23 protein-coding genes are annotated in these 19,283 nt (G+C 49.5%); 22 read left to right on the top strand and 1 reads right to left on the bottom strand.

The genetic code is table 11. The features are described 5' to 3' along the window. Positions 1-13 precede the first annotated feature (13 nt). The 17 genes from CB4_RS15295 to CB4_RS15220 all read left to right on the top strand — a co-directional run bounded on the left by CB4_RS15295 (position 14) and on the right by CB4_RS15220 (position 13,650). A complete protein-coding gene (locus CB4_RS15295) occupies positions 14-985 on the top strand; it encodes a YpdA family putative bacillithiol disulfide reductase (RefSeq protein ID WP_096466617.1) in 972 nt (323 codons plus the stop codon). 14 nt (positions 986-999) lie between these two features. Continuing rightward, a complete protein-coding gene (locus CB4_RS15290) occupies positions 1,000-1,959 on the top strand; it encodes an asparaginase (RefSeq protein ID WP_096466616.1) in 960 nt (319 codons plus the stop codon). Positions 1,960-2,061: 102 nt separating this feature from the next. Beyond that, positions 2,062-2,550: a hypothetical protein gene (locus CB4_RS15285; protein ID WP_231956033.1), complete on the top strand. Its 489-nt coding sequence runs from the start codon at positions 2,062-2,064 to the stop codon at positions 2,548-2,550. 148 nt (positions 2,551-2,698) lie between these two features. Next, the gene (gene prsW, locus CB4_RS15280) at positions 2,699-3,397 is read left to right on the top strand and encodes a glutamic-type intramembrane protease PrsW (protein ID WP_096466615.1); all 699 of its coding nucleotides are present in this window, start codon (positions 2,699-2,701) and stop codon (positions 3,395-3,397) included. Then, entirely contained in the window at positions 3,394-3,558 is a 165-nt protein-coding gene (locus CB4_RS21280; RefSeq protein WP_172890896.1) for a hypothetical protein, read from the top strand. Before prsW ends, CB4_RS21280 begins: the two co-directional genes overlap by 4 nt. Before the next feature lie 96 nt (positions 3,559-3,654). Continuing rightward, positions 3,655-5,004, top strand: coding sequence for a germination protein YpeB (ypeB, locus tag CB4_RS15275; RefSeq protein WP_096466614.1), 1,350 nt, complete (start codon positions 3,655-3,657; stop codon positions 5,002-5,004). Positions 5,005-5,063: 59 nt separating this feature from the next. Continuing rightward, complete coding sequence (locus CB4_RS15270; protein WP_096466613.1) at positions 5,064-5,255, top strand: hypothetical protein; 192 nt, start codon at positions 5,064-5,066, stop codon at positions 5,253-5,255. 149 nt (positions 5,256-5,404) lie between these two features. Next, a complete protein-coding gene (cmk, locus tag CB4_RS15265; RefSeq protein ID WP_172890894.1) occupies positions 5,405-6,082 on the top strand; it encodes a (d)CMP kinase in 678 nt (225 codons plus the stop codon). Further along, positions 6,082-6,690, top strand: coding sequence for a lysophospholipid acyltransferase family protein (locus tag CB4_RS15260; RefSeq protein WP_096466612.1), 609 nt, complete (start codon positions 6,082-6,084; stop codon positions 6,688-6,690). The genes cmk and CB4_RS15260 overlap by 1 nt, the downstream gene beginning before the upstream one ends. 189 nt (positions 6,691-6,879) lie before the next feature. Then, complete coding sequence (rpsA, locus tag CB4_RS15255; protein WP_096466611.1) at positions 6,880-8,046, top strand: 30S ribosomal protein S1; 1,167 nt, start codon at positions 6,880-6,882, stop codon at positions 8,044-8,046. A 466-nt stretch (positions 8,047-8,512) separates the two neighbouring features. Then, complete coding sequence (locus CB4_RS15250) at positions 8,513-9,148, top strand: YphA family membrane protein (RefSeq protein WP_096466610.1); 636 nt, start codon at positions 8,513-8,515, stop codon at positions 9,146-9,148. Beyond that, positions 9,145-10,053 (top strand): YIEGIA family protein, encoded by a 909-nt coding sequence (locus CB4_RS15245; RefSeq protein WP_096466609.1) that lies wholly within the window; start codon positions 9,145-9,147, stop codon positions 10,051-10,053. The genes CB4_RS15250 and CB4_RS15245 overlap by 4 nt, the downstream gene beginning before the upstream one ends. A gap of 3 nt (positions 10,054-10,056) precedes the next feature. Continuing rightward, the gene (locus CB4_RS15240) at positions 10,057-10,251 is read left to right on the top strand and encodes a capping complex subunit for YIEGIA (protein ID WP_096466608.1); all 195 of its coding nucleotides are present in this window, start codon (positions 10,057-10,059) and stop codon (positions 10,249-10,251) included. Between the two features lie 72 nt (positions 10,252-10,323). Then, positions 10,324-11,643, top strand: coding sequence for a ribosome biogenesis GTPase Der (gene der / locus CB4_RS15235; RefSeq protein ID WP_096466607.1), 1,320 nt, complete (start codon positions 10,324-10,326; stop codon positions 11,641-11,643). Between the two features lie 16 nt (positions 11,644-11,659). Continuing rightward, positions 11,660-12,274, top strand: a complete 615-nt coding sequence (gene plsY / locus CB4_RS15230; RefSeq protein WP_096466606.1) for a glycerol-3-phosphate 1-O-acyltransferase PlsY — start codon at positions 11,660-11,662, stop codon at positions 12,272-12,274. Then, a complete protein-coding gene (locus tag CB4_RS15225; protein WP_096466605.1) occupies positions 12,264-13,301 on the top strand; it encodes an NAD(P)H-dependent glycerol-3-phosphate dehydrogenase in 1,038 nt (345 codons plus the stop codon). Before plsY ends, CB4_RS15225 begins: the two co-directional genes overlap by 11 nt. 82 nt (positions 13,302-13,383) lie before the next feature. After that, entirely contained in the window at positions 13,384-13,650 is a 267-nt protein-coding gene (locus tag CB4_RS15220; RefSeq protein ID WP_096466604.1) for a stage VI sporulation protein F, read from the top strand. A 162-nt stretch (positions 13,651-13,812) separates the two neighbouring features. On the opposite strand, the gene CB4_RS15215 is transcribed toward CB4_RS15220, so the two are convergent. Next, positions 13,813-14,328 (bottom strand): hypothetical protein, encoded by a 516-nt coding sequence (locus CB4_RS15215; protein WP_096466603.1) that lies wholly within the window; start codon positions 14,326-14,328, stop codon positions 13,813-13,815. Positions 14,329-14,452: 124 nt separating this feature from the next. On the opposite strand from CB4_RS15215, the gene CB4_RS15210 reads away from it, so the two are divergent. The 5 genes from CB4_RS15210 to CB4_RS15185 all read left to right on the top strand — a co-directional run bounded on the left by CB4_RS15210 (position 14,453) and on the right by CB4_RS15185 (position 19,282). Continuing rightward, a complete protein-coding gene (locus CB4_RS15210; RefSeq protein ID WP_096466602.1) occupies positions 14,453-14,812 on the top strand; it encodes a 2Fe-2S iron-sulfur cluster-binding protein in 360 nt (119 codons plus the stop codon). Positions 14,813-15,763: 951 nt separating this feature from the next. Next, complete coding sequence (spoIVA, locus tag CB4_RS15200) at positions 15,764-17,242, top strand: stage IV sporulation protein A (protein ID WP_096466600.1); 1,479 nt, start codon at positions 15,764-15,766, stop codon at positions 17,240-17,242. A 237-nt stretch (positions 17,243-17,479) separates the two neighbouring features. Beyond that, the gene (locus tag CB4_RS15195; RefSeq protein ID WP_096466599.1) at positions 17,480-17,752 is read left to right on the top strand and encodes an HU family DNA-binding protein; all 273 of its coding nucleotides are present in this window, start codon (positions 17,480-17,482) and stop codon (positions 17,750-17,752) included. Between the two features lie 314 nt (positions 17,753-18,066). Next, the gene (gene mtrB, locus CB4_RS15190) at positions 18,067-18,297 is read left to right on the top strand and encodes a trp RNA-binding attenuation protein MtrB (RefSeq protein WP_096466598.1); all 231 of its coding nucleotides are present in this window, start codon (positions 18,067-18,069) and stop codon (positions 18,295-18,297) included. 172 nt (positions 18,298-18,469) lie between these two features. Continuing rightward, positions 18,470-19,282, top strand: a complete 813-nt coding sequence (locus tag CB4_RS15185) for a heptaprenyl diphosphate synthase component 1 (protein ID WP_157738002.1) — start codon at positions 18,470-18,472, stop codon at positions 19,280-19,282. The last annotated feature ends 1 nt before the right edge of the window (position 19,283 follow it).

The following is a 19,283-nucleotide window of genomic DNA, read 5'->3' as shown; positions in this document are numbered from 1 at the left end:
AGGAGTGGGAAGGATGGAACGGGTGATTATTATCGGTGGGGGTCCGTGTGGGTTGTCCGCGGCCGCTGAATTGCAGAATAAAGGGATCGATCTACTCGTTATTGAGAAAGGGTGTGTGGTGAACTCGATCTATGGCTATCCGACGTTCATGAATTTTTTTAGTACGCCGGAGCTACTTGAGATCGCAGACATTCCGTTTGTGGTGACAGGGGAGAAACCGACGCGTCAGGAAGCGCTCACGTATTATCGTGAAGTGGCACAGCGCCGTAAGTTTCGCCTGCATTCATATGAGCAGGTCGATGCAGTTGAGCGTCGGGAGGATGGCACGTTCACGGTGCATACGACGAAGCGGGACGGCTCGCGTGCGGACTATGCGACGCGGTTTGTAATTGTTGCGACCGGGTATTTTGACAATCCGAATCTGCTAGACGTGCCGGGGGAAGAGCTTGCACATGTGTCGCATTATTATAAGGAAGCGCACCCGTATCAAGGGATGAAGGTCGCTGTTATTGGTGGGAAAAATTCATCGGTCGATGCGGCGATGGATTTGTACCGTGCGGGGGCTGATGTCACGTGGATCTACCGGGGCGAGACGTATTCGTCGTCGATTAAAGCATGGGTGTTACCGGTGTTTGAGTCGATGGTGAATAAAGAGTGGATCAAAGCAATGTTTAACACGACGGTGACCCGTATTGAAGAAGGGTACATCATGGTGTCAGAGAACGGGGAAGAGAAAACCGTGGAAGCCGACGCTGTTCTGGCGCTTACGGGCTATCATCCGGATCGTTCTCTGTTTGGCGGACTTGGGGTAGAGGTGCGTGCCGAGACCGGGGAGCCGGAGCATAATCCAGAGACGATGGAGACGAATGTACCGGGTTTGTTTGTTGCTGGGGTTATTGCGGCAGGGAATAATGCTAATGTTATTTTTATTGAGAATGGACGCTTTCATGGTGGATTGATTGCGGAAGAAATCGCAAAGCGATAAGACGGGGGTTATATATGAAAAAAGTGGTTTTGCTTACAACAGGTGGAACGATTGCAAGTGTGCCGAATGAGAAGGGGATGCTTGTAGCGGGAGAATTAACGGGAGAAGAGCTTGCTAGACGGTGCAGCCTACCCGCTGACATTGACGTACAAGTTGAATCAGTGCTTCAGCTTCCGTCTATGCACATTGGATTTGATGAGTTGCTTGTGCTGAAAAAGAAGATCGAGCAGGTGTTTATGGATGAGTCGGTGTCTGGTATTGTCGTGACGCACGGAACGGATTCGATGGAGGAAACCGCGTACTTTCTTGACTTAACGATTGATAATGTTCGTCCGGTTGTTCTGACAGGCTCACAACGTGCGCTCAGTGACGCGAGCAACGATGTGTACAGCAACATTCGTCATGCGATTTATACAGCTTGCAGCGATGATATGAAGAATGCAGGTGTTGCCGTGGTGTTTAACGAGCGTATTTTCTCTGCTCGTTATGTGAAGAAGGTTCACGCATCCAATATGCAAGGGTTTTACTCATTCGGGTTTGGGTATCTCGGTATCATTGACAATGATGCAGTTGTGGTGTACCAGAAGCCGATTCGACGTGAAACGTTCAAGCTGACGAAAGATATTCCGATGGTAGACATTATTAAGTGCTACGCGGGTGCGGATAGTAAATTTCTACGTGCAGCTGTACAGTCTGGTTCAAAAGGGATTGTACTGGAAGGTGCGGGTCGGGGGCAGATAGCACCTCACATGATGGAAGGGATCGAAGAAGCGCTTGCGCAAGGCATTCACATCGTTATTACAACGAGCGCAGAAGAAGGCAGGGTAGATACTACGTATGATTACCGGGGAAGTGCGTATGACTTGTACAGACACGGTGTAATACTTGGCAACGACTTTGACTCCAAGAAAGCGCGTATGCGCCTTGCGGTGATGCTTGCGAGCGATATAAATGATGTGAACCATTTGTTTTGATGAGAAAAGGCCGGGCGCTACACCGGGCAGTGCAGTGGATGGTAAATTCGTAGTCATAATCTTTTGTTTGCGGGAATTTACTGTAGGGAAAGGGGTGTGGTTATGGTTAAAAGGTCGCTAATGTCGATTGGTTTTTTACTTGCGTTATTTCTTGTGGGGTGTGGGCAAAGTGAAGTATCAAAAGATCTGGTGGATTACATTAACAACAAACTCCCCGAACTTGCAAAAGTAGAAACAGATGCTGTAAGAGATTATGAAAGTGTAAGTGGGAAAAATTTCAAAAATGATGAAATCATGTACAACAAACTGCAGGATTCTGTAATACCGAAGTACCGGGATTTCGTTGGAAAACTTGAAGCGATCAAGCCCGCAACCAAAGAGTTACAGGCGGTACATGAAATTTATATTCAAGCAGCCAATAAGCAGTACAGTGCTTTTGTACAGATGTCGGATGCACTGGAAAAACAGGACGCGGGGTTACTGGCGCAAGCTAATGATAAATTAGCAGAAGGACGTAAAGGAATTAGACAGTGGCAAACAGAGATAGAAGCGCTGGCCAAAAAGAATAACGTAACTTTCCAGCAGAAGTGAAAAGCAGCTGCATTTCGTTATGGAACCTAACTTATTTTATAGTTAGGTTTTTTGTTTTGCATAAATACCTCCAGCAATTGTATTTCCATCATGCACATTCCATGTTAGGATGAAAGGTACAACGAATAACCTAAGGGAGTCGAATGCTATGTTAGCCACCATGGGAGCTGCTATTGCCCCTGGTATTGCCATATTAAGTTATTTTTATTTAAAAGATAAGTATGAAATAGAGCCGCTGCATATGGTGGTGAAAATGTTTATTATCGGGCTCCTGCTTGTATTTCCAGTGATGGTTGTGCAATTTGGATTTCAGGAAGAGCTGCAGTTAGGAGTCTTCGCTCAGTCGTACGTGTTGGCCGGGTTTTTGGAAGAGTTTTTTAAGTGGTTCATCATTTATTATACCGTATATCAGCATGTTGAATTTGACGAACCGTATGATGGCATTGTATATGCAGTAGCGGTCTCGCTCGGCTTTGCAACGCTGGAGAACTTTTTCTATTTGCGTGAACATGGGGGGGCTGCGGCGGCCTTCTATCGGGCACTGCTTCCGGTTTCTGGACATGGTCTGTTCGGGGTATTGATGGGCTATTATTTTGGCAAAGCTAAATTCAGTGTTGGTCGTACGCGTCGTCGCCTGTATCTCGTAATCAGTCTGGCGCTTCCAGTTATGCTGCACGGTACGTATGACTTTATTCTTCTCATGCAACAGCCGATCTGGCCGTGGTTGATGGTTCCGTTCATGCTGTTCCTCTGGCTTTTGGCACTCAATCTCAGTCGTGTTGCGCTGAACAGGTCTATGGCGGCTGCGTTCGGGGCACACTATGAGAAGGAGGTAGAGAAAATATGAACGAAACAGAACGGTATAAAGTCACGATCCGATGTTCGGTGTGTGGTGAACGCTATATACTTCGCGGCTCACTGAACAAGTTCGGGCAGGTAGAAACCGGGTTTAAACAGTGTATTTGTAACAATCGTGCTGGGTTTAATACAGTATCAGAACCGATGTAAGCGGAGGGTCTCCATATAGCCCTCCGCTTTTTTGTATAATTAGCAACTTCTTTCCTCAAACTACGGGTAATACTGGATGATGGAGGGGTGTTGCACATGTATGGACGAATCGCAGGTGTACTGTTCCCTGTGCTTGCTGTTGGCGTGATCGGGGCCGGGATGTGGGGGTATCAGGAGAACAAGGAAAAAAATTCGGTGCTAATTAAGGCAGAGAACCAATACCAGCGGGCTTTTCATAATTTGAACTATCATATGGACCGACTGCAGGATGAGCTTGGCAAGACCGTCGCGGTTAATTCACGGCGTCAGCTGACACCAAGCCTGACAAATGTATGGCGGCTAGCATATTCGGCTCAGAATGATGTGTCTCAGCTACCACTTGCGTTGATGCCGTTCAACCATACGGAGAAGTTTCTCGCGAATGTAGCTGATTTTAGCTATCAGACAGCGGTGCGTGATCTCGAACGTGAACCGCTATCTAAGAAAGAATATGATACGTTAAACAAGCTGTACGCCCACTCAAAGAACATCCAGGGCGACTTGCAAAAGGTGCAGAGTGCGATTATGACGAAGCAGCTGCGCTGGATGGATGTAGAGACAGCGCTCGCAAGCGAGCATAAGCAGGAAGACAACACAATTGTAGATGGGCTTAAAATCATCGATAAAAGTGTGGACGGCTATCGGGATGTAGAATTTGGTTCGGGAATCGGCAGTTTGAATGCGGGTCGTAAGCTGAAAATCCAATCCATGAAAGGTCAAGTCGTGAGCGCAGACGAGGCGAAGCAAAAAGCGCTTGCGTTTGTTGGATTGCCAGCGACTGCGATTAAACAGGCGATTGTGACGGATAACGGCAAAACACGAGAATATGAATCGTACAGTGTACGCATTGAGCGAAAAGATCAGAAGACACCGGTGTTTGTCGATGTTGCAAAAAAGGGTGGACATGTGATCTGGGTGCTGGATGAACGAAGCGTTGCCGGGCATAAGATTAGTGTAGAGGATGCACACCGCCGTGCGGACGATTACCTTAAGCGCCGTGGATATGTAGATATGGAAGCGATGTCGTACGATGAATACAAAGGAGTGGCTGCCTTTACGTATGTGTGCAATCAGGGGGGCGTGCGATTATATCCGGATACGGTTACCGTTAAAATCGCACTTGATAATGGAACGGCAACCGGATTTCAGGGCGAGAGCTATCTGTTAAACCACCGGGTGCGCGCCATTCCGCAGGCAAAGATTAGTCAATCGCAGGCACGTACCAAATTGAATCCTGCGTTTGCGGTAAAGGACGTGCACAAAGCGATTATCGAAGATGAGCGTGGCGAAGAAGTGTACACGTATGAATTTTACGGTTCCATCGGCCAGGAGAGTTATCGTATCTATATTGATGCACAAACGGGTCAAGAGGTGAAAGTGGAAAAGATTAAAGCAAGCACACTCTAGCGGCAGTTACGGAATACCGAACGGGAAGAGCGGGCAAAATGGGAGCAGGAGGGATACGCATGGCACGAATGAACCAGCCTTCATATGAGAAGCGTTTTGCCCGCTTGTCAGGCCGGATTGAGAAGGTTTTTATCCTGATAATTCTTGCAGGAGTGGTGCTTGTAATGGGTAGTCAGTTCCTGCTTACATTTGACTCGTTTCGCCAGTCGTTTGTCGAAACGGTACGGTTGGAAGGCGTTGCATCCCCCTAATGCCTATGTTACTATTTAGGTAATTGAATGCTAGGATTACCAGCTGTCTGCTTGCGGATCAGAGGGGAACAAAGAAGAAAAGCAGGCACATCCTGCTTATTTTCTTTATTTTCAGATGCTGGGAGCAGGAAAAGGATAAATATGGTGGGATGACTGTGAAGATTGCAATTGACGGACCGGCCGGAGCCGGTAAAAGTACCGTAGCACGCCGCGTCGCGGAACAGCTCGGGATGCTCTATATTGACACGGGGGCGATGTATCGTGCGCTCACATATATAGCGCTTCGTGCATCGTGCCCCATGACAGATGAGGCGGCGCTTCGTGCTCTCCTGGATCAGATGAAGCTTGTACTTGATGTGACAGCAGATGGACAGCGGGTGTATGTGAACGAGGAGGATGTAACGGATCCGATTCGCACACCAGATGTAACTGGACATGTATCTACCGTAGCTGCTCATCCGGCTGTACGAGAGAAGATGACTGAATTGCAGCGCGAGATGGCTCGTGCCCGAAGTGTTGTAATGGATGGGCGTGATATTGGTACACATGTACTGCCAGACGCGGAATTAAAGATCTTTTTAACGGCGTCGATTGAAGAGCGGGCGGAGCGTCGCTTGCGTGAACTGGAACAGCGTGGTATAGCGGCTGATCGTGGTCAGCTGATGGCAGACATTGCCGAGCGTGATCGCAAGGACAGCGAGCGCGAGACAGCGCCGCTTAAACAGGCAGAAGACGCGCAGTTGCTTGATACAACGGGCCTTGGAATCGATCGGGTTGTGGAGCGCATCGTCGCTTTGTACGAAGAGCAGGTCGGGGAGCGAGCCTAATGATAGGAAGGGTGTATACGTTCTGGCGTCGCGTCGCCCGCATGATTCTCGCTTTTGGGTATCGCTGGCAGGTGCTTGGTCGGGAGAACGTCCCGGGTAGCGGTCCGCTTGTTCTCTGTTGTAATCATATTAGCAATTGGGACCCGATCACGCTTGGCTCTGGCCTTGAGCGCCCCGTGTTTTTTATGGCGAAAGAAGAACTGTTCCATGTTCCGATTGCGGGTAAGCTGGCTTTGGAATGCGGAGCCTTTCCGGTCAAGCGTGGCTCCGGCGATCGCCAGGCAATTCGACGGGCGCTTGAGCTTCTTAAGGAAGGGCATACGGTTGGGATTTTTCCAGAAGGAACGCGTAATATACAGGCGGATGGTACGATGCGGGAAGTGCAGCCGGGTGCAGCTATGATCGCACTTAAGTCAAGTGCGCAAGTAGTGCCTGTCGCGATCGTTGGCCCGTACCGCTTGTTTCGACCGGTTACCATCATTTACGGTAAACCATTCGATTTAGCGGCAGAAACCGTGGGTGACAATAATGCAGAGCGTATGCATCATGCAGCCGCCATCATTCAACGAGAGATTCAATCTCTCCTGGATATACATAAGAATGCATAGGTTTCTTGCAGAAGGATGGCTGTCTTACGTAAAGTCGTCTCGCTTTCCAGAATAGGGAGAGAATAGCATGTTTGGCACTAGCGCCAGCTCTCCAATCTCTGGTAAGCTAAGATAAATATGTTGCTGTTTTACTATAAATGCTCTGGCATTTATTGTTTGAATGGCTTTTATTTCAAGGAGGTATGGTCTATGGTAGAGGAAAATCAAAACGAATTGAATGCTCAGCTTGAAGTAGCAGTAGATCAAGTGCTGACCGGCACCGTTTCCAAAGTGGACGAGAAGCAGGCCTTGATTAATGTAGGCTATAAATATGAAGGCATTCTTCCGATTAGCGAAGTATCGAGCCTGCATATTGATAAAGTAGCTGATGTTCTATCCGAAGGCCAGGAAATCCAGGTTAAAGTCATCCGTCTTGATGAAGAAAAAGATGAGATGATCGTGTCCAAACGGGCCGTTGATGCGGTGCAGGCATGGGGCGAGCTTCAACGTAAGCATGAAGCAGGCGAAGTGTTTGATGCAACCATCGCGGATATCGTAAAAGGCGGCCTGGTAGTAGACCTCGGCGTACGCGGTTTCGTTCCAGCTTCCCATGTTGAGCGTCATTTTGTGGAAGACTTCTCAGATTATAAGGGTAAAACCTTATCTGTTAAAGTCATCGAGCTCGACAAGGAGAAGAACAAGGTGATTCTCTCGCATCGTGCTGTGCTTGAAGAAGAAGTAAACAAACAAAAAGGCCAGGTGCTTGAGAATTTGCAGGCGGGTTCTGTAATTGAAGGAACTGTGCAGCGTCTGACAGACTTTGGCGCATTCGTTGATGTTGGCGGGGTTGATGGCCTTGTGCACATCTCTGAAATCGCCTGGAGTCATGTGGATAAACCGTCCGATGTTCTCAAAGAAGGGGATAAAGTAACGGTAAAAATCCTTAAAATTGACAAGGACAACGAGCGCATCAGCCTCAGCATAAAAGCAGCTCAGGCGGGTCCGTGGGAACAAGCAGCGCAGGATTTCCGAATTGGCGATGTTGTAGCGGGTACGGTGAAGCGTCTTGTAAGCTTCGGTGCGTTCGTTGAAGTAGCGCCGGGCGTAGAAGGTCTTGTGCACATCTCTCAAATTGCCAACCGTCACATCGGCACACCGGATGAAGTGCTGAAAGAGGGCGAAGCAGTAAACGTAAAAATTCTGGACATTAATCCGGATGAAGAGCGTATGAGCTTAAGCATTCGAGAAATTCAAGAAGAGAAGCAAAAACAGGATACGAAGAAAGTTGTAGCCCAGTACCAGGCGGAAGAAAATGCAGGTATGGGTGTAACGCTTGGTGACCAGTTCGGTGACCTCCTCAAAAAGTTTAAATCCTAATTGATATGTATGACAGCCGGTGGACTCGTGCTGAGTTCGCCGGATGGAGAGACTGTCCCGAAAGCTATGACATAGTAGCGGAGGGGATAGTCTCTTTTTTGCTTGGTGTGTAGTTTGTGCTCGACCAATGTGCGGTGGAGGAGCGGAGGAGGAAGGCGCTTTGTCACTTCGTTACGCTCTGCGGGGAAGCGGAAACTGCCCGCTCCAGATGACAGGCGAACTCGCCCACAAACGAAGCCTTCGATGTATAAACATAGGAGCATTGTGGGCAAAAGCCCGTTCGCCCGTTCCCTTCCGCTAGGTAATTGCGTAAAAGCGTTCCATAGCGCCTTCCTCCTCCGCTCCTGACCCAGCTTGGTAGACAATCATCAAAGCATAATCATGATGTTGAGTCCCTCTCTGCTTGTCTCCCCTCTGTTTTGGCCATACTACTATAGTAGGAAATCCGACAGGGGAGGGATTGGTTATGAATGCGGGCTACTTTTCATTCTGCTGCTTGCTTCTTATATGGATCGTAGGCTGGATGGGAATGCTGGATGGACTGAGTTGGCGCATCGGCATCCGACCGCGTTTTTTTTTGTTTTTGCTGTTGGCCGTGCTGTTGACGGGGAATATCGAGGTGCAGGCATATGGCATCGGGCTCTATATCGGTTCATTCCTATTGCCGCTCGGGTTGTTTGCGTATGTATGGGCGCGGGAGGAAAAAGATGCGCGCCGCTATGTCTTGACGGCGGCACTGTTGGCAGGGGTTACCCTGTTTTTACTGCGCTATATGTTGCGACTTGATCCGGTGCTACAGATTGTAGAGGAAAACTACCTTCTGGCAAGTGTAGCGCTGCTACTTACGCTTATGATGAGCCGCGATGCGGCACATGGGTTGGTGATTGTTGGACTGGCGTTCTGCATAGCTGATATACTGTTCGCGGGTTATACGTATCAACTGAACGGGCAGAGTATAATCGGCAGTCTGTCGTTTCGTGATGGATTGGTGTTAGCACTCATCGTTTCCTTAAGCGGTCAGCGCATGATAGCGATATGCATAGACATCGGGACCGGAATGGCACGGCGGTTGTTCGGTCTGCGAAAGGGACGGGAGCAATGACGCATTCTTATGCACAGTATGCCGTTCCGGTTGCGGTTGGTGTACTGTTCGGTCTACTGGCGCGGTTGAATATGCTGCGCACGGATTACCGACAGTATCCGACGTATCCACACGGGCGTATTATTCATGTTGCTCTCGGACTTATTGCGGCCCTGATCGGCTCGGTCGCTATCCCATCCGTTCTACAGTCAGACTGGACAGCGATTACATTTCTTGGGCTTGCCGCCCAGCAGTTTCGGGATGTGCGTAATATGGAGCGCAACATGCTTCAGCAGCTTGATAGCATGGAGCTTGTGCCGCGTGGTGTCGCCTATATTGAAGGCATTGCACAGGTGTTTGAAGGGCGGAATTATCTCGTGATTTTCACATCAGTTGTGGTGACCTTTCTAGTGATCAAAACATCAATCTGGTGGGCGGTGCTTGCTGGAGTGCTGACGTTTTTTGTGAACAGTTGGTTTATGTCCGGCAAAGTGCTCGGCGATATTGCAGACGTGCAAGTGTCGAAGCTGCGTATTGATGGACCGAATCTATATGTGGATGATATCTACATTATGAATGTCGGACTGGAAGCGGATCGAGCGGTGATTCGTGAGAACGGAGTTGGTTTGATAGTGACGCCCAAAAACGCGAATAGTCTTGTGACGATCGCGAATCTGGGGCAGCGCCAGGCAATTTTGCATGATGTATCCTCCATTCTTGGCGTGTATCGTGATTCTGGTGAGCCGGCACTTGTGCCGCTGGCAAAGCGCGACATGAAATCCGGGCGCCTCGGTGTATTTTTACTACCGGAAGAAAAAGATACGAGCAAAGTAGCCGAGGTTGCGCGGCGCGTGCCGGTGCTTGACAGTGCGATTCGTCTGCCGAGTGAAGCAAGTGTCAATCAGGGACGGAAGGGGGGAGCGTAAACGATGTCACATTCAATAGAAAGTTACATACTCGCCGTCATTACTTCGGATCGGCAGGCAGTTGGCGGGGGAGCTCCCATCTTCTATGCAGGGTCCCGGCAGGAGGTACAGCAGCTTGCGTTTACGCTTGAAAAAATCATCGATGGCGTGGCTCATGAGCTGCGTCCGGATACCCTTATTATCGTGAAACATTCATAATAAAGCTTGTTTTTCCAGTCGGATTCAATTTATGATAGGAGAGATATTGAAGAAAAGAGGGTTATACACGTTATGTCAAATCCAGTAGTTGCCATCGTTGGCCGCCCGAATGTGGGCAAGTCGACGCTGTTTAACCGCATTGTGGGCGAGAGGCTCGCGATTGTGGAAGATACACCGGGCGTTACACGTGACCGCCTGTACAGTCGTGCCGAGTGGCTCGGCAAAGAGTTCCACTTGATTGATACAGGTGGGATTGATTTTGATGATCATGACATTTTGCTTGAGCACATCCGCTATCAAGCCGAATTGGCGATTGATGAAGCGGATGTCATTATTTTAGTCGTGGATGGAACAACAGGCATTACCGATCAGGATCAAGAAGTGGCGCGTATGCTGTTCCGCTCTAAGAAACCGATTGTGCTTGCGGTTAACAAAATTGATAATATTCAACGTCTTAATGATGTATACGAGTTCTATTCACTCGGTTTTGGCGATCCAATGGCGGTATCAGGTGCACACGCCACGGGTATCGGCGATATGCTTGATGAAGTAATCAAGCACTTCCCGGAATACGAAGGAGATGAGTACGGGGATGATGTGATCCGGGTATCACTCATCGGTCGTCCGAACGTAGGGAAATCATCGCTTGTCAACGCACTTCTTGGGGAAGATCGCGTAATTGTTAGTAACATCGCAGGTACCACGCGCGATGCGATTGATACGCCGTTTACATTTGAAGACCAGGATTACGTCCTCATTGATACAGCCGGGATGCGCAAGCGTGGTAAGGTGTATGAGTCCACTGAGAAATACAGTGTGATGCGTGCCCTGCGTGCGATGGAGCGCTCAGATGTTGTGCTTGTGCTTATCGATGCGGAAGAAGGCATTATCGAACAGGATAAGAAAGTCGCGGGCTATGCACATGAAGCAGGCCGTGGCGTCATCATTGTAGTAAACAAATGGGATGCCGTGGAAAAAGACGACAAAACGATGAATAAGTTCATCGCGGATATTCGTGGTGAATTCAAATACTTGGCGTATGCCCCGATCGTGTTCGTATCGGCAAAAACAAAGCAGCGCGTACACACCATTCTGCCGAAAGTATCGCAGGTGGCTGAGCAGCACTCCCTGCGCATCGCGACGCCAATTCTGAATGACCTTATTCATGAGGCGACAACCGTCACGCCACCGCCGACAGATAAAGGACGTCGCCTGCGTATTAGCTATGCGACTCAGGTTGCGGTGAAGCCGCCGACGTTTGTGCTGTTTGTTAATGATACGGAACTCATGCATTTTTCCTATCAACGCTATTTAGAGAATAAACTAAGAGAAGCGTTCCCGATGGAAGGGACGCCAATACGGATTCTCGTTCGTAATAAATCAACAGAGTAGAGGGGAGTAGAACCGTATGGGGGGAACGGTTGTCATTCTGCTGTCGTATTTACTCGGTTCCATTAGTTTTAGCATTGTGATTGCGAGGCTGATTGCAGGAATTGATATTCGGGAACATGGCAGCGGCAATGCCGGAGCGACGAATACGCTCCGTATGCTCGGCAAAGGGCCGGGAATTACTGTTCTTTTGCTTGATGCAGCGAAAGGCGCAATTGCCATTACGATTGCCCGTCTGCTTGGTGTACCGGAGTGGGCAATTGTCGGTGCAGCAGTTGCCGCTGTCCTCGGGCATAACTGGCCGATATTTTTCGGATTCAAGGGAGGCAAGGGCGTCGCGACAACGATCGGGACGCTGCTTGCGCTTACCCCACTTCCGGCACTCATTGGGGTCGGAATTACGATCGTAGTCATTGCGCTGACTCGTTATGTATCGCTTGGGTCGCTTGTTTTTTTTGTGCTTGTACCATTTTTGATGTACCTATACCATGAGCCAGGAGTCTATATCGCAGGAGCCGCATTTGTCGGTTTGCTCGGATTCATTCGCCATACAGAAAACATCAGTCGTCTGATAAAGGGAGACGAACGCAAGCTTGGTCAGAAGAAGCAGGAGGAGAAACGCGATGAAAAATAGGGCTGCTGTCATCGGAGCCGGGAGTTTTGGAACCGCGCTTTCGACCGTACTGACAGAAAACTATAGCGATGTTTCACTCTGGGCTCGTCGCGCCGAACTTGCTGACGCGATTAATAAAACGAGAACGAATGAAAGATACTTGCCAGGCATTCAGCTTGCTGATGCGATTACGGCGTATTCATCGCTTGCAGAAGCCGTGGTCGGGTGCACGTTTGTGCTGCTTGTCGTGCCTTCTCATGCGATGCGTGAAACTGTGCGGGCGTTAGCACCGCATCTTCACCCGGATGCGATCGTGGTACATGCGACGAAAGGGATGGAGCTGGATACCTTGAAGCGGATGAGCGAAGTAATTGCAGAAGAGCTCCCTGTGAGTTTCCGCTCTCGTATCGCGGTGCTATCTGGTCCAAGTCATGCTGAGGAAGTTGGGACAAAAGCGCCGACAACTGTTGTGGTAGCCGCTCCCGATCGGAAAGTAGCAGAAGTAGTGCAGGATGCGCTTATGACGAATCGGTTCCGTGTTTATACAAGCCCGGATGTGATCGGGGTAGAAGTAGGCGGGGCGCTTAAAAATATTATTGCGCTCGGAGCCGGTGTAAGCGACGGTCTACAATTTGGTGATAATGCAAAAGCCGCACTGTTAACACGCGGTCTGGCGGAAATTACCCGCATTGGTGTAAAGCTTGGAGCAAATCCACTGACATTTTCCGGCCTGGCGGGCGTTGGGGATCTCGTGGTAACTGCCACAAGTCGCCACAGTCGCAACTGGCGTGCTGGCAATATGCTTGCACAGGGCATGACGCCGGATGAAATTGTGGACCAGATGGGTATGGTCGTGGAAGGCATTAAGACGACAAAGGCGGTCAATGAACTTGCCAAAAAATATGAAATTGACATGCCGATTACCCGCGAGTTGCATGCGTTGCTGTTCGAAGGGAAGGAGCCGCGTGAAGCGGTTAACCATTTAATGGGGAGAGTGCGTCGCCACGAAACCGAAGACATGGCACTTCGCTATTTCGAAAACCAGTAACGTATAGCGTCCAGTCGGACTGCACTTTTTGCCCGCCCTTCTCATACACTGTTGATGTACAGTGGAAGGAGGAGGAATAGGCATGGCAAAAATTCCGAAAAGGTTTCTGGAGAAACTCCAGGGGAAAAACGTGGACACGTCAAAGCTTGAGAGTCTCGCAGGTGGCATAAAGAAAAGTGATCTGGCTGATGACCAGAAAGTTCGTCAGTTGCTGCGTCAACTTGCTGTTATCGCTAATGTTAGCATGTCACAAGAAAAGGAAGACCGCATCGTCCGCTATATCCGGAATCATAACATTCAAAGCGGCGATATGAAGACGCTGACAGGTCTTCTGAAAGGAAAGCTGTAAGCACGAATAATTTAGGCGTGCAAAGCTGTTACAGGCATGAAAAGGCGCGCATACAGTATAGCATGATTCGCAAAACAGGGCTCTCACAACCGGTATGCGGGTACAGAAATGATAAAGAGGGGTAATGCTTTCGGGCATTACCCCTCTTTACATATAAGACGATTATGATGAGGATGTGTCTTCGTCTGCTGTCAAATCGTCTAGTTCAAGTAGTGCCTGAACGAGCGGCGAGTTCAACAGGGAAAATATTTGACTGAAGTCTACATTGCGAAGCGAGCGGATGAAAGAGAGCGGTGTCCGGTCTATCGGTTCGCCGCTGGCGACTTGTGCCGCCTGCCGTGCTTCATTGCCGGAATTCCACCGTTCATACATGCCAACGATTCCGTGTAGTGTACCGAGGGTTTGTTCTACCTGCAGCATTGTGCTTCGCATCTGGCTTGACCATTCGCGGACATTATTAATAGATGAACGCATTTCGTCCGGAGACTTCGGCAGAAGATCGGGCAGATTTTTCATGAGAGCAGACGGCATAGTGCGGGATGGCTCGGGAATGGCAGTAGGTACAAGTTCAGTCGCCTTTGGCTCCTTGCGTGCTTGTGCTGCTGCGGGTTTTCGTTTTGGTTTGCGCCGCCCTGCCGGTCCTTGTGCGCGCGGATTTTTCCGCTTCTGGCTGAGCATGATTGCGCCTCCTTTGTCATGTAGTCACCATTATCCTATGCGTTTGTCTTGGTGAAGGTTCAGCCGCCTGCTTTTGTGCTATAATGAAGGGAACTAGTTAGAGTCGATACGGAGATGATCAATCATGGCCAAAGTTACATTTGTTCCATCCGGCCGCAGTGTGGAAGCGCGGCAGGGCGAAACCATTTTGCGTGCGGCGTCCCGGGCGCGAGTTCCGATAACACAGCGCTGCGGTGGGAACGGTTCTTGTACGATGTGTAAGGTGCGAATCGATGGGGACAGCAAAGTATCGCCGCCCTGTGAAATCGAGAAGCGCTGGATTAGCAGTGCTGAGCTTGCGCGAGGTGTTCGTCTGGCCTGCCAGACAAAGATTCAGGGGACTACCCGCGTCTCCCTTCCCCAGAGCAAACTTGCAGCAGTTGTACAGGCACAGCTTGCTGAACAGAGAGAAAGGAGAGAAGGGCAAGAGAAAACACAAGAATGATTATAAGGTGGAGGCTGTCCCAAAAGCTGTAACACAGCGACTGAGGCAGCCTCGTTTTCTTGGCGTGGTTTTCTCCAAAGTGTGGTGGAGGAGCGGGATCGGGCGTGGCCTCGTCACTTGGGTATGCTCGCTACGGAGTAGAGACTGTCCGCTCCAAGTGCCAGACGAACTCGCCCACAAAAGATGTCTACGATGTATGTGCATCGAAGCATTGTGGGCAAAGGGCCGTTCGTCTGTCCCTTTCCGCTGGGGATCGCGTACAGGCGTTCCGTTGCCCCGCCCGATCTCGCTCCTGACACAGTTTGGATGAAAAGCCCCAAGCATAATCAAGAGGTTGAGCTTTGCTATGCAGGTAAAAAAATAGAGAAGCAGACTTTCAAAAAGTCAGTGTCTATCCGAGCAAATCCATTCTGGCGTCGCGCGTTTTTTGTAAACCGAAACGTTGTGCGGGGAGTGGGAGAAGGGAAGAGCAAGAGAGCACCTGTACGCGCCTACTTAGCGGAGGGAGAACGACGAACGGGCCTTTGCCCGCAACACTTCGGTGAATCAACATCATAGGCTCTTCTTTGCGGGCGAGTTCGCCGGGCTCCCGAAGCGCACAGTCAGGGCTTCCCTGCAAGCGTACTTAAGCGAACGGCTCCTTCCTTCTCCCACTCCCTCACCACCACACGTTGTCGATATCACAAAGCTGCCCTGTTCGTCATGTTCTGGCTTTGGGATAGTTTCTCTCCTCACTTAATTTAAAACCGCTGACATATTTTGTGCACCCCACCGCATATGGTTGTAAAAAGTAGGACAGGGCGGGGCAAGAAAGCGGGGCCCGGCAGTGGGTGCTCGCTTTTTTGCTTGGCTGCCTCAGGTGCGGTCTATTTTCCCCGCCGCCCTCATAAGATGAGTAGTGTCCTTATTGTACAAGAAGTGCAGGGAACCAAACGCGAGGAGGGTGTACAGGTGGAACGTGTAGACATTTTTAAAGACATTGCGGAACGTACAGGTGGCGATATCTACATTGGGGTAGTCGGCCCGGTACGTACAGGAAAATCGACCTTTATTAAACGATTCATGGAAGCAATCGTGATCCCCAACATTCCGTATGAAGCGGAGCGGCTGCGTGCGGTCGATGAGCTGCCTCAAAGTGCTGCTGGCCGGACGATTATGACGACCGAGCCCAAATTCGTACCAAACAGCGCCGTTGAGATCAATGTGACAGATGGACTGACCATCAACGTGCGGCTTGTAGACTGCGTAGGGTACGCTGTAGCAGGTGCGCGTGGGTATGAGGATGAGAACGGTCCGCGCATGGTTACAACACCATGGTATGACGAACCGGTTCCATTCGAGGAAGCAGCTGAGATTGGCACGCGCAAAGTCATTCAGGAACACTCTACGTTAGGTGTCGTTGTTACATCTGATGGTTCGATTGCCGAAATTCCCCGTGCAGATTATGCGGAAACGGAAGAGCGGGTTATCAACGAATTAAAAGAAGTGGGCAAACCGTTTGTTGTCGTAATTAACTCCGTTCATCCGGCCAGTGCGGATACAGCCATGCTGCGTGCGGAACTTGAAGAGAGGTATGACGTTCCAGTGCTCGCGATGAGCGTTGATGCGATGGATGAGCGGGAAGGGCTGTCCGTTCTGCGTGAAGTGCTGTTTGAATTCCCGGTGCATGAAGTCAACGTGAACCTGCCATCCTGGGTTATGGTGCTCTCCGAAGATCACTGGCTGCGCAAAAACTTCGAGGAAGCTGTGCGTGATACGGTCAAGGATATTCGTCGTCTGCGTGATGTAGATCGTGTAGTGGGCTACTTCGGGGAATATGAATTCATCGAGCGTGCTGCACTCGCAGACATGAATATGGGCCAGGGCGTAGCAGAAATTGATCTGTACGCGCAGGATGAGCTGTACGATCAGATTCTCATGGAAGTTGTGGGTGTGGAAATCCGTGGCAAGGATCACCTGTTGCAATTGATGCAGGAGTTCAGCTACGCGAAGAAAGAATACGATAAAATCGCCGGTGCACTCAGTATGGTACGTCAGACCGGGTATGGCATCGCTCCGCCTTCGCTCGAAGAGATGAAGCTCGACGAGCCAGAGATTATCCGCCATGGCTCTCGCTTCGGTGTGCGTCTAAAAGCGACTGCCCCGTCCATTCATATGATCCGCGTCGATGTCGAATCAGAATTCGCACCTATTATCGGCACCGAGAAGCAGAGCGAGGAGCTGGTGCGTTATCTCATGCAGGACTTTGAAGAGAATCCGCTCAGCATCTGGAACTCCGATATTTTTGGCCGCTCGCTGAATTCGATTGTGAACGAAGGTATTTCTGCAAAGCTGGCGATGATGCCAGACAATGCGCGCTACAAGTTGCAGGAAACGCTCGGTCGCATCATCAACGAGGGGTCGGGTGGACTTATCGCAATCATTCTGTAGCTGTGTAAACAGATAGATATGACCAGGAAACACCGGCTTCTCTCCCCTCAGGAAGAAGCCTTTTTCCTGTGCGGATAAAGAAAGTATGCCGTTATATGGGTCAATCCCCTTGAATTGCTCGCTTTTCTATATTACTATTAGCTTGTTAACCTTTGAAATTGTAGGCTTTGCGTATATTTATGCTACAAATTGTAAACAACGAATAGCAAACTGCTTCTGTGGGAGGAGGTGAAGAACATGAACAAGACTGAGTTAATCACCCGTGTATCCGAAGTGGCGGAACTGACGAAGAAAGACGCAACGAAAGCGGTGGAAGCTGTTTTTGATGCAATTACAGAAGCGCTGAAAAGCGGAGATAAGGTACAACTAATCGGCTTCGGTAACTTCGAAGTACGTGAGCGCGCTGCTCGCAAAGGTCGCAACCCGCAGACTGGCGAAGAGATCGAGATCGCAGCAAGCAAGATCCCAGCGTTCAAACCGGGAAAGGCACTGAAAGAAGACATTCAATAGTGGCCTACATATCGTCGGATACACAATTATCTGGCATGAGAGAGGAGTCGTGCAATTCATTTGCACGGCTCTTTTTGATGAGTAAAATTGCTTGTTTTGATGCACGTTAAGTATGAGGTGAACGAATAAATGAATAAGACCAAGTTTAAAACAAAAACCAAAATGTTTTATATGTCATTGCTGCTTGGGGTCGTTCTCATTCTCTCGCTGGTGTATGTTGTCTTCCTGGTGTATAGATAAATGATTGACAGTGTTTCCTTTTTACGCAATAGTAAAAATGCATAATAGTAAAGAATCGTAAAGGGGGAACGCATATGAGCACACCATCAAATAGTGAGTTTATTGTTATTAAGGCGCTAGAGAATGGGGTGAATGTGATCGGCTTGACTCGTGGAGAGTCCACTCGGTTTCATCATTCTGAGAAGCTCGATAAGGGTGAAGTGATGATAGCGCAGTTCACGGAACATACGTCCGCGATCAAGGTGCGTGGCAAGGCGGTTGTTCAGACACGCAACGGAGAAATGAATACGTTGGTTGATGAATAAATCTTTTTAGAGAACAAGCAGGAAACCCTGCTTGTTTTTTGTTTATTCGGTAGGCTTACTGTACAAGAGTATTGCAACAAATATATAATAAGAATAGTGTAGTCTACATGCTGATATGGTATACTTTGTAGGTATGTTTTCAGTGAGTGCGGAATGTTTGTTTGGGGGACGTATGATGATGAATCTTTTACAAAGTGGTTTTCGGATAGAAACCGAAACAATCATGGAGCTAATCGCCAAGAATACAGCGAATCGGTTCCTGTATAACTATATCGAAAACCCGCCTGTATCCCGCCTCCGCATCCAGCTTTTGCAGCTAGTGCTGCACGAAGGCGGCACACCGAAAGATCAGGTGGCCCGCTATGTGGCGACAACAGCGCTCGTTCAACTTGGTCTTGATAGTCATGAAACGGTAACGCTTGCGCGGCAGCATACGATGCGTGGCATTCGGAATCGTCAGTTGACGATTCTTGCGGGGGATTATTTCAGCAGTCGGTATTACGATTTGCTGGCTCAAATTGATGACGTACGGACAGTAGCGCAGCTTGCTCGTAGTATCCAGGAGATCAACGAGTGGAAGATCCGCCTGTATGGTCTGGAAGGTGGGTCGGCGGAGCTGTACTTAGACGGCAAAGTAAAAATGGAGTCGTCACTTATTCTTTCATTTGTAGAGGTATGGAGCAAACAGAAAGAGACCTGGATGGGGATTGTCAACCAGTTGATCCGGGCGGAAGAGTTACTTCGAGAGTATCGGAAGCAAGCAACGGATGAAGAAGTTGGACCGTATGTAGCTCGTTTGAACGGAGAAGCCGGTATGCACGGAGCGCATCAGCAGCTCGTAGCTGAGCTTCACAAAGCACTGCATCAGAGCCGCAAGTTTGCCTCCCAGCTTAGCGATGATGGTGTACGTACGGAACTAAAGCTGTTGATTGACGGATGTGCCACTGAATTGGACAGCCAGAAAGCAAGGGCAGAGGAGAGGTAGT

This window comes from Aneurinibacillus soli (assembly GCF_002355375.1).
Lineage (GTDB): Bacteria > Bacillota > Bacilli > Aneurinibacillales > Aneurinibacillaceae > Aneurinibacillus > Aneurinibacillus soli.
This window is presented reverse-complemented; position numbering and strand designations above follow the sequence as displayed.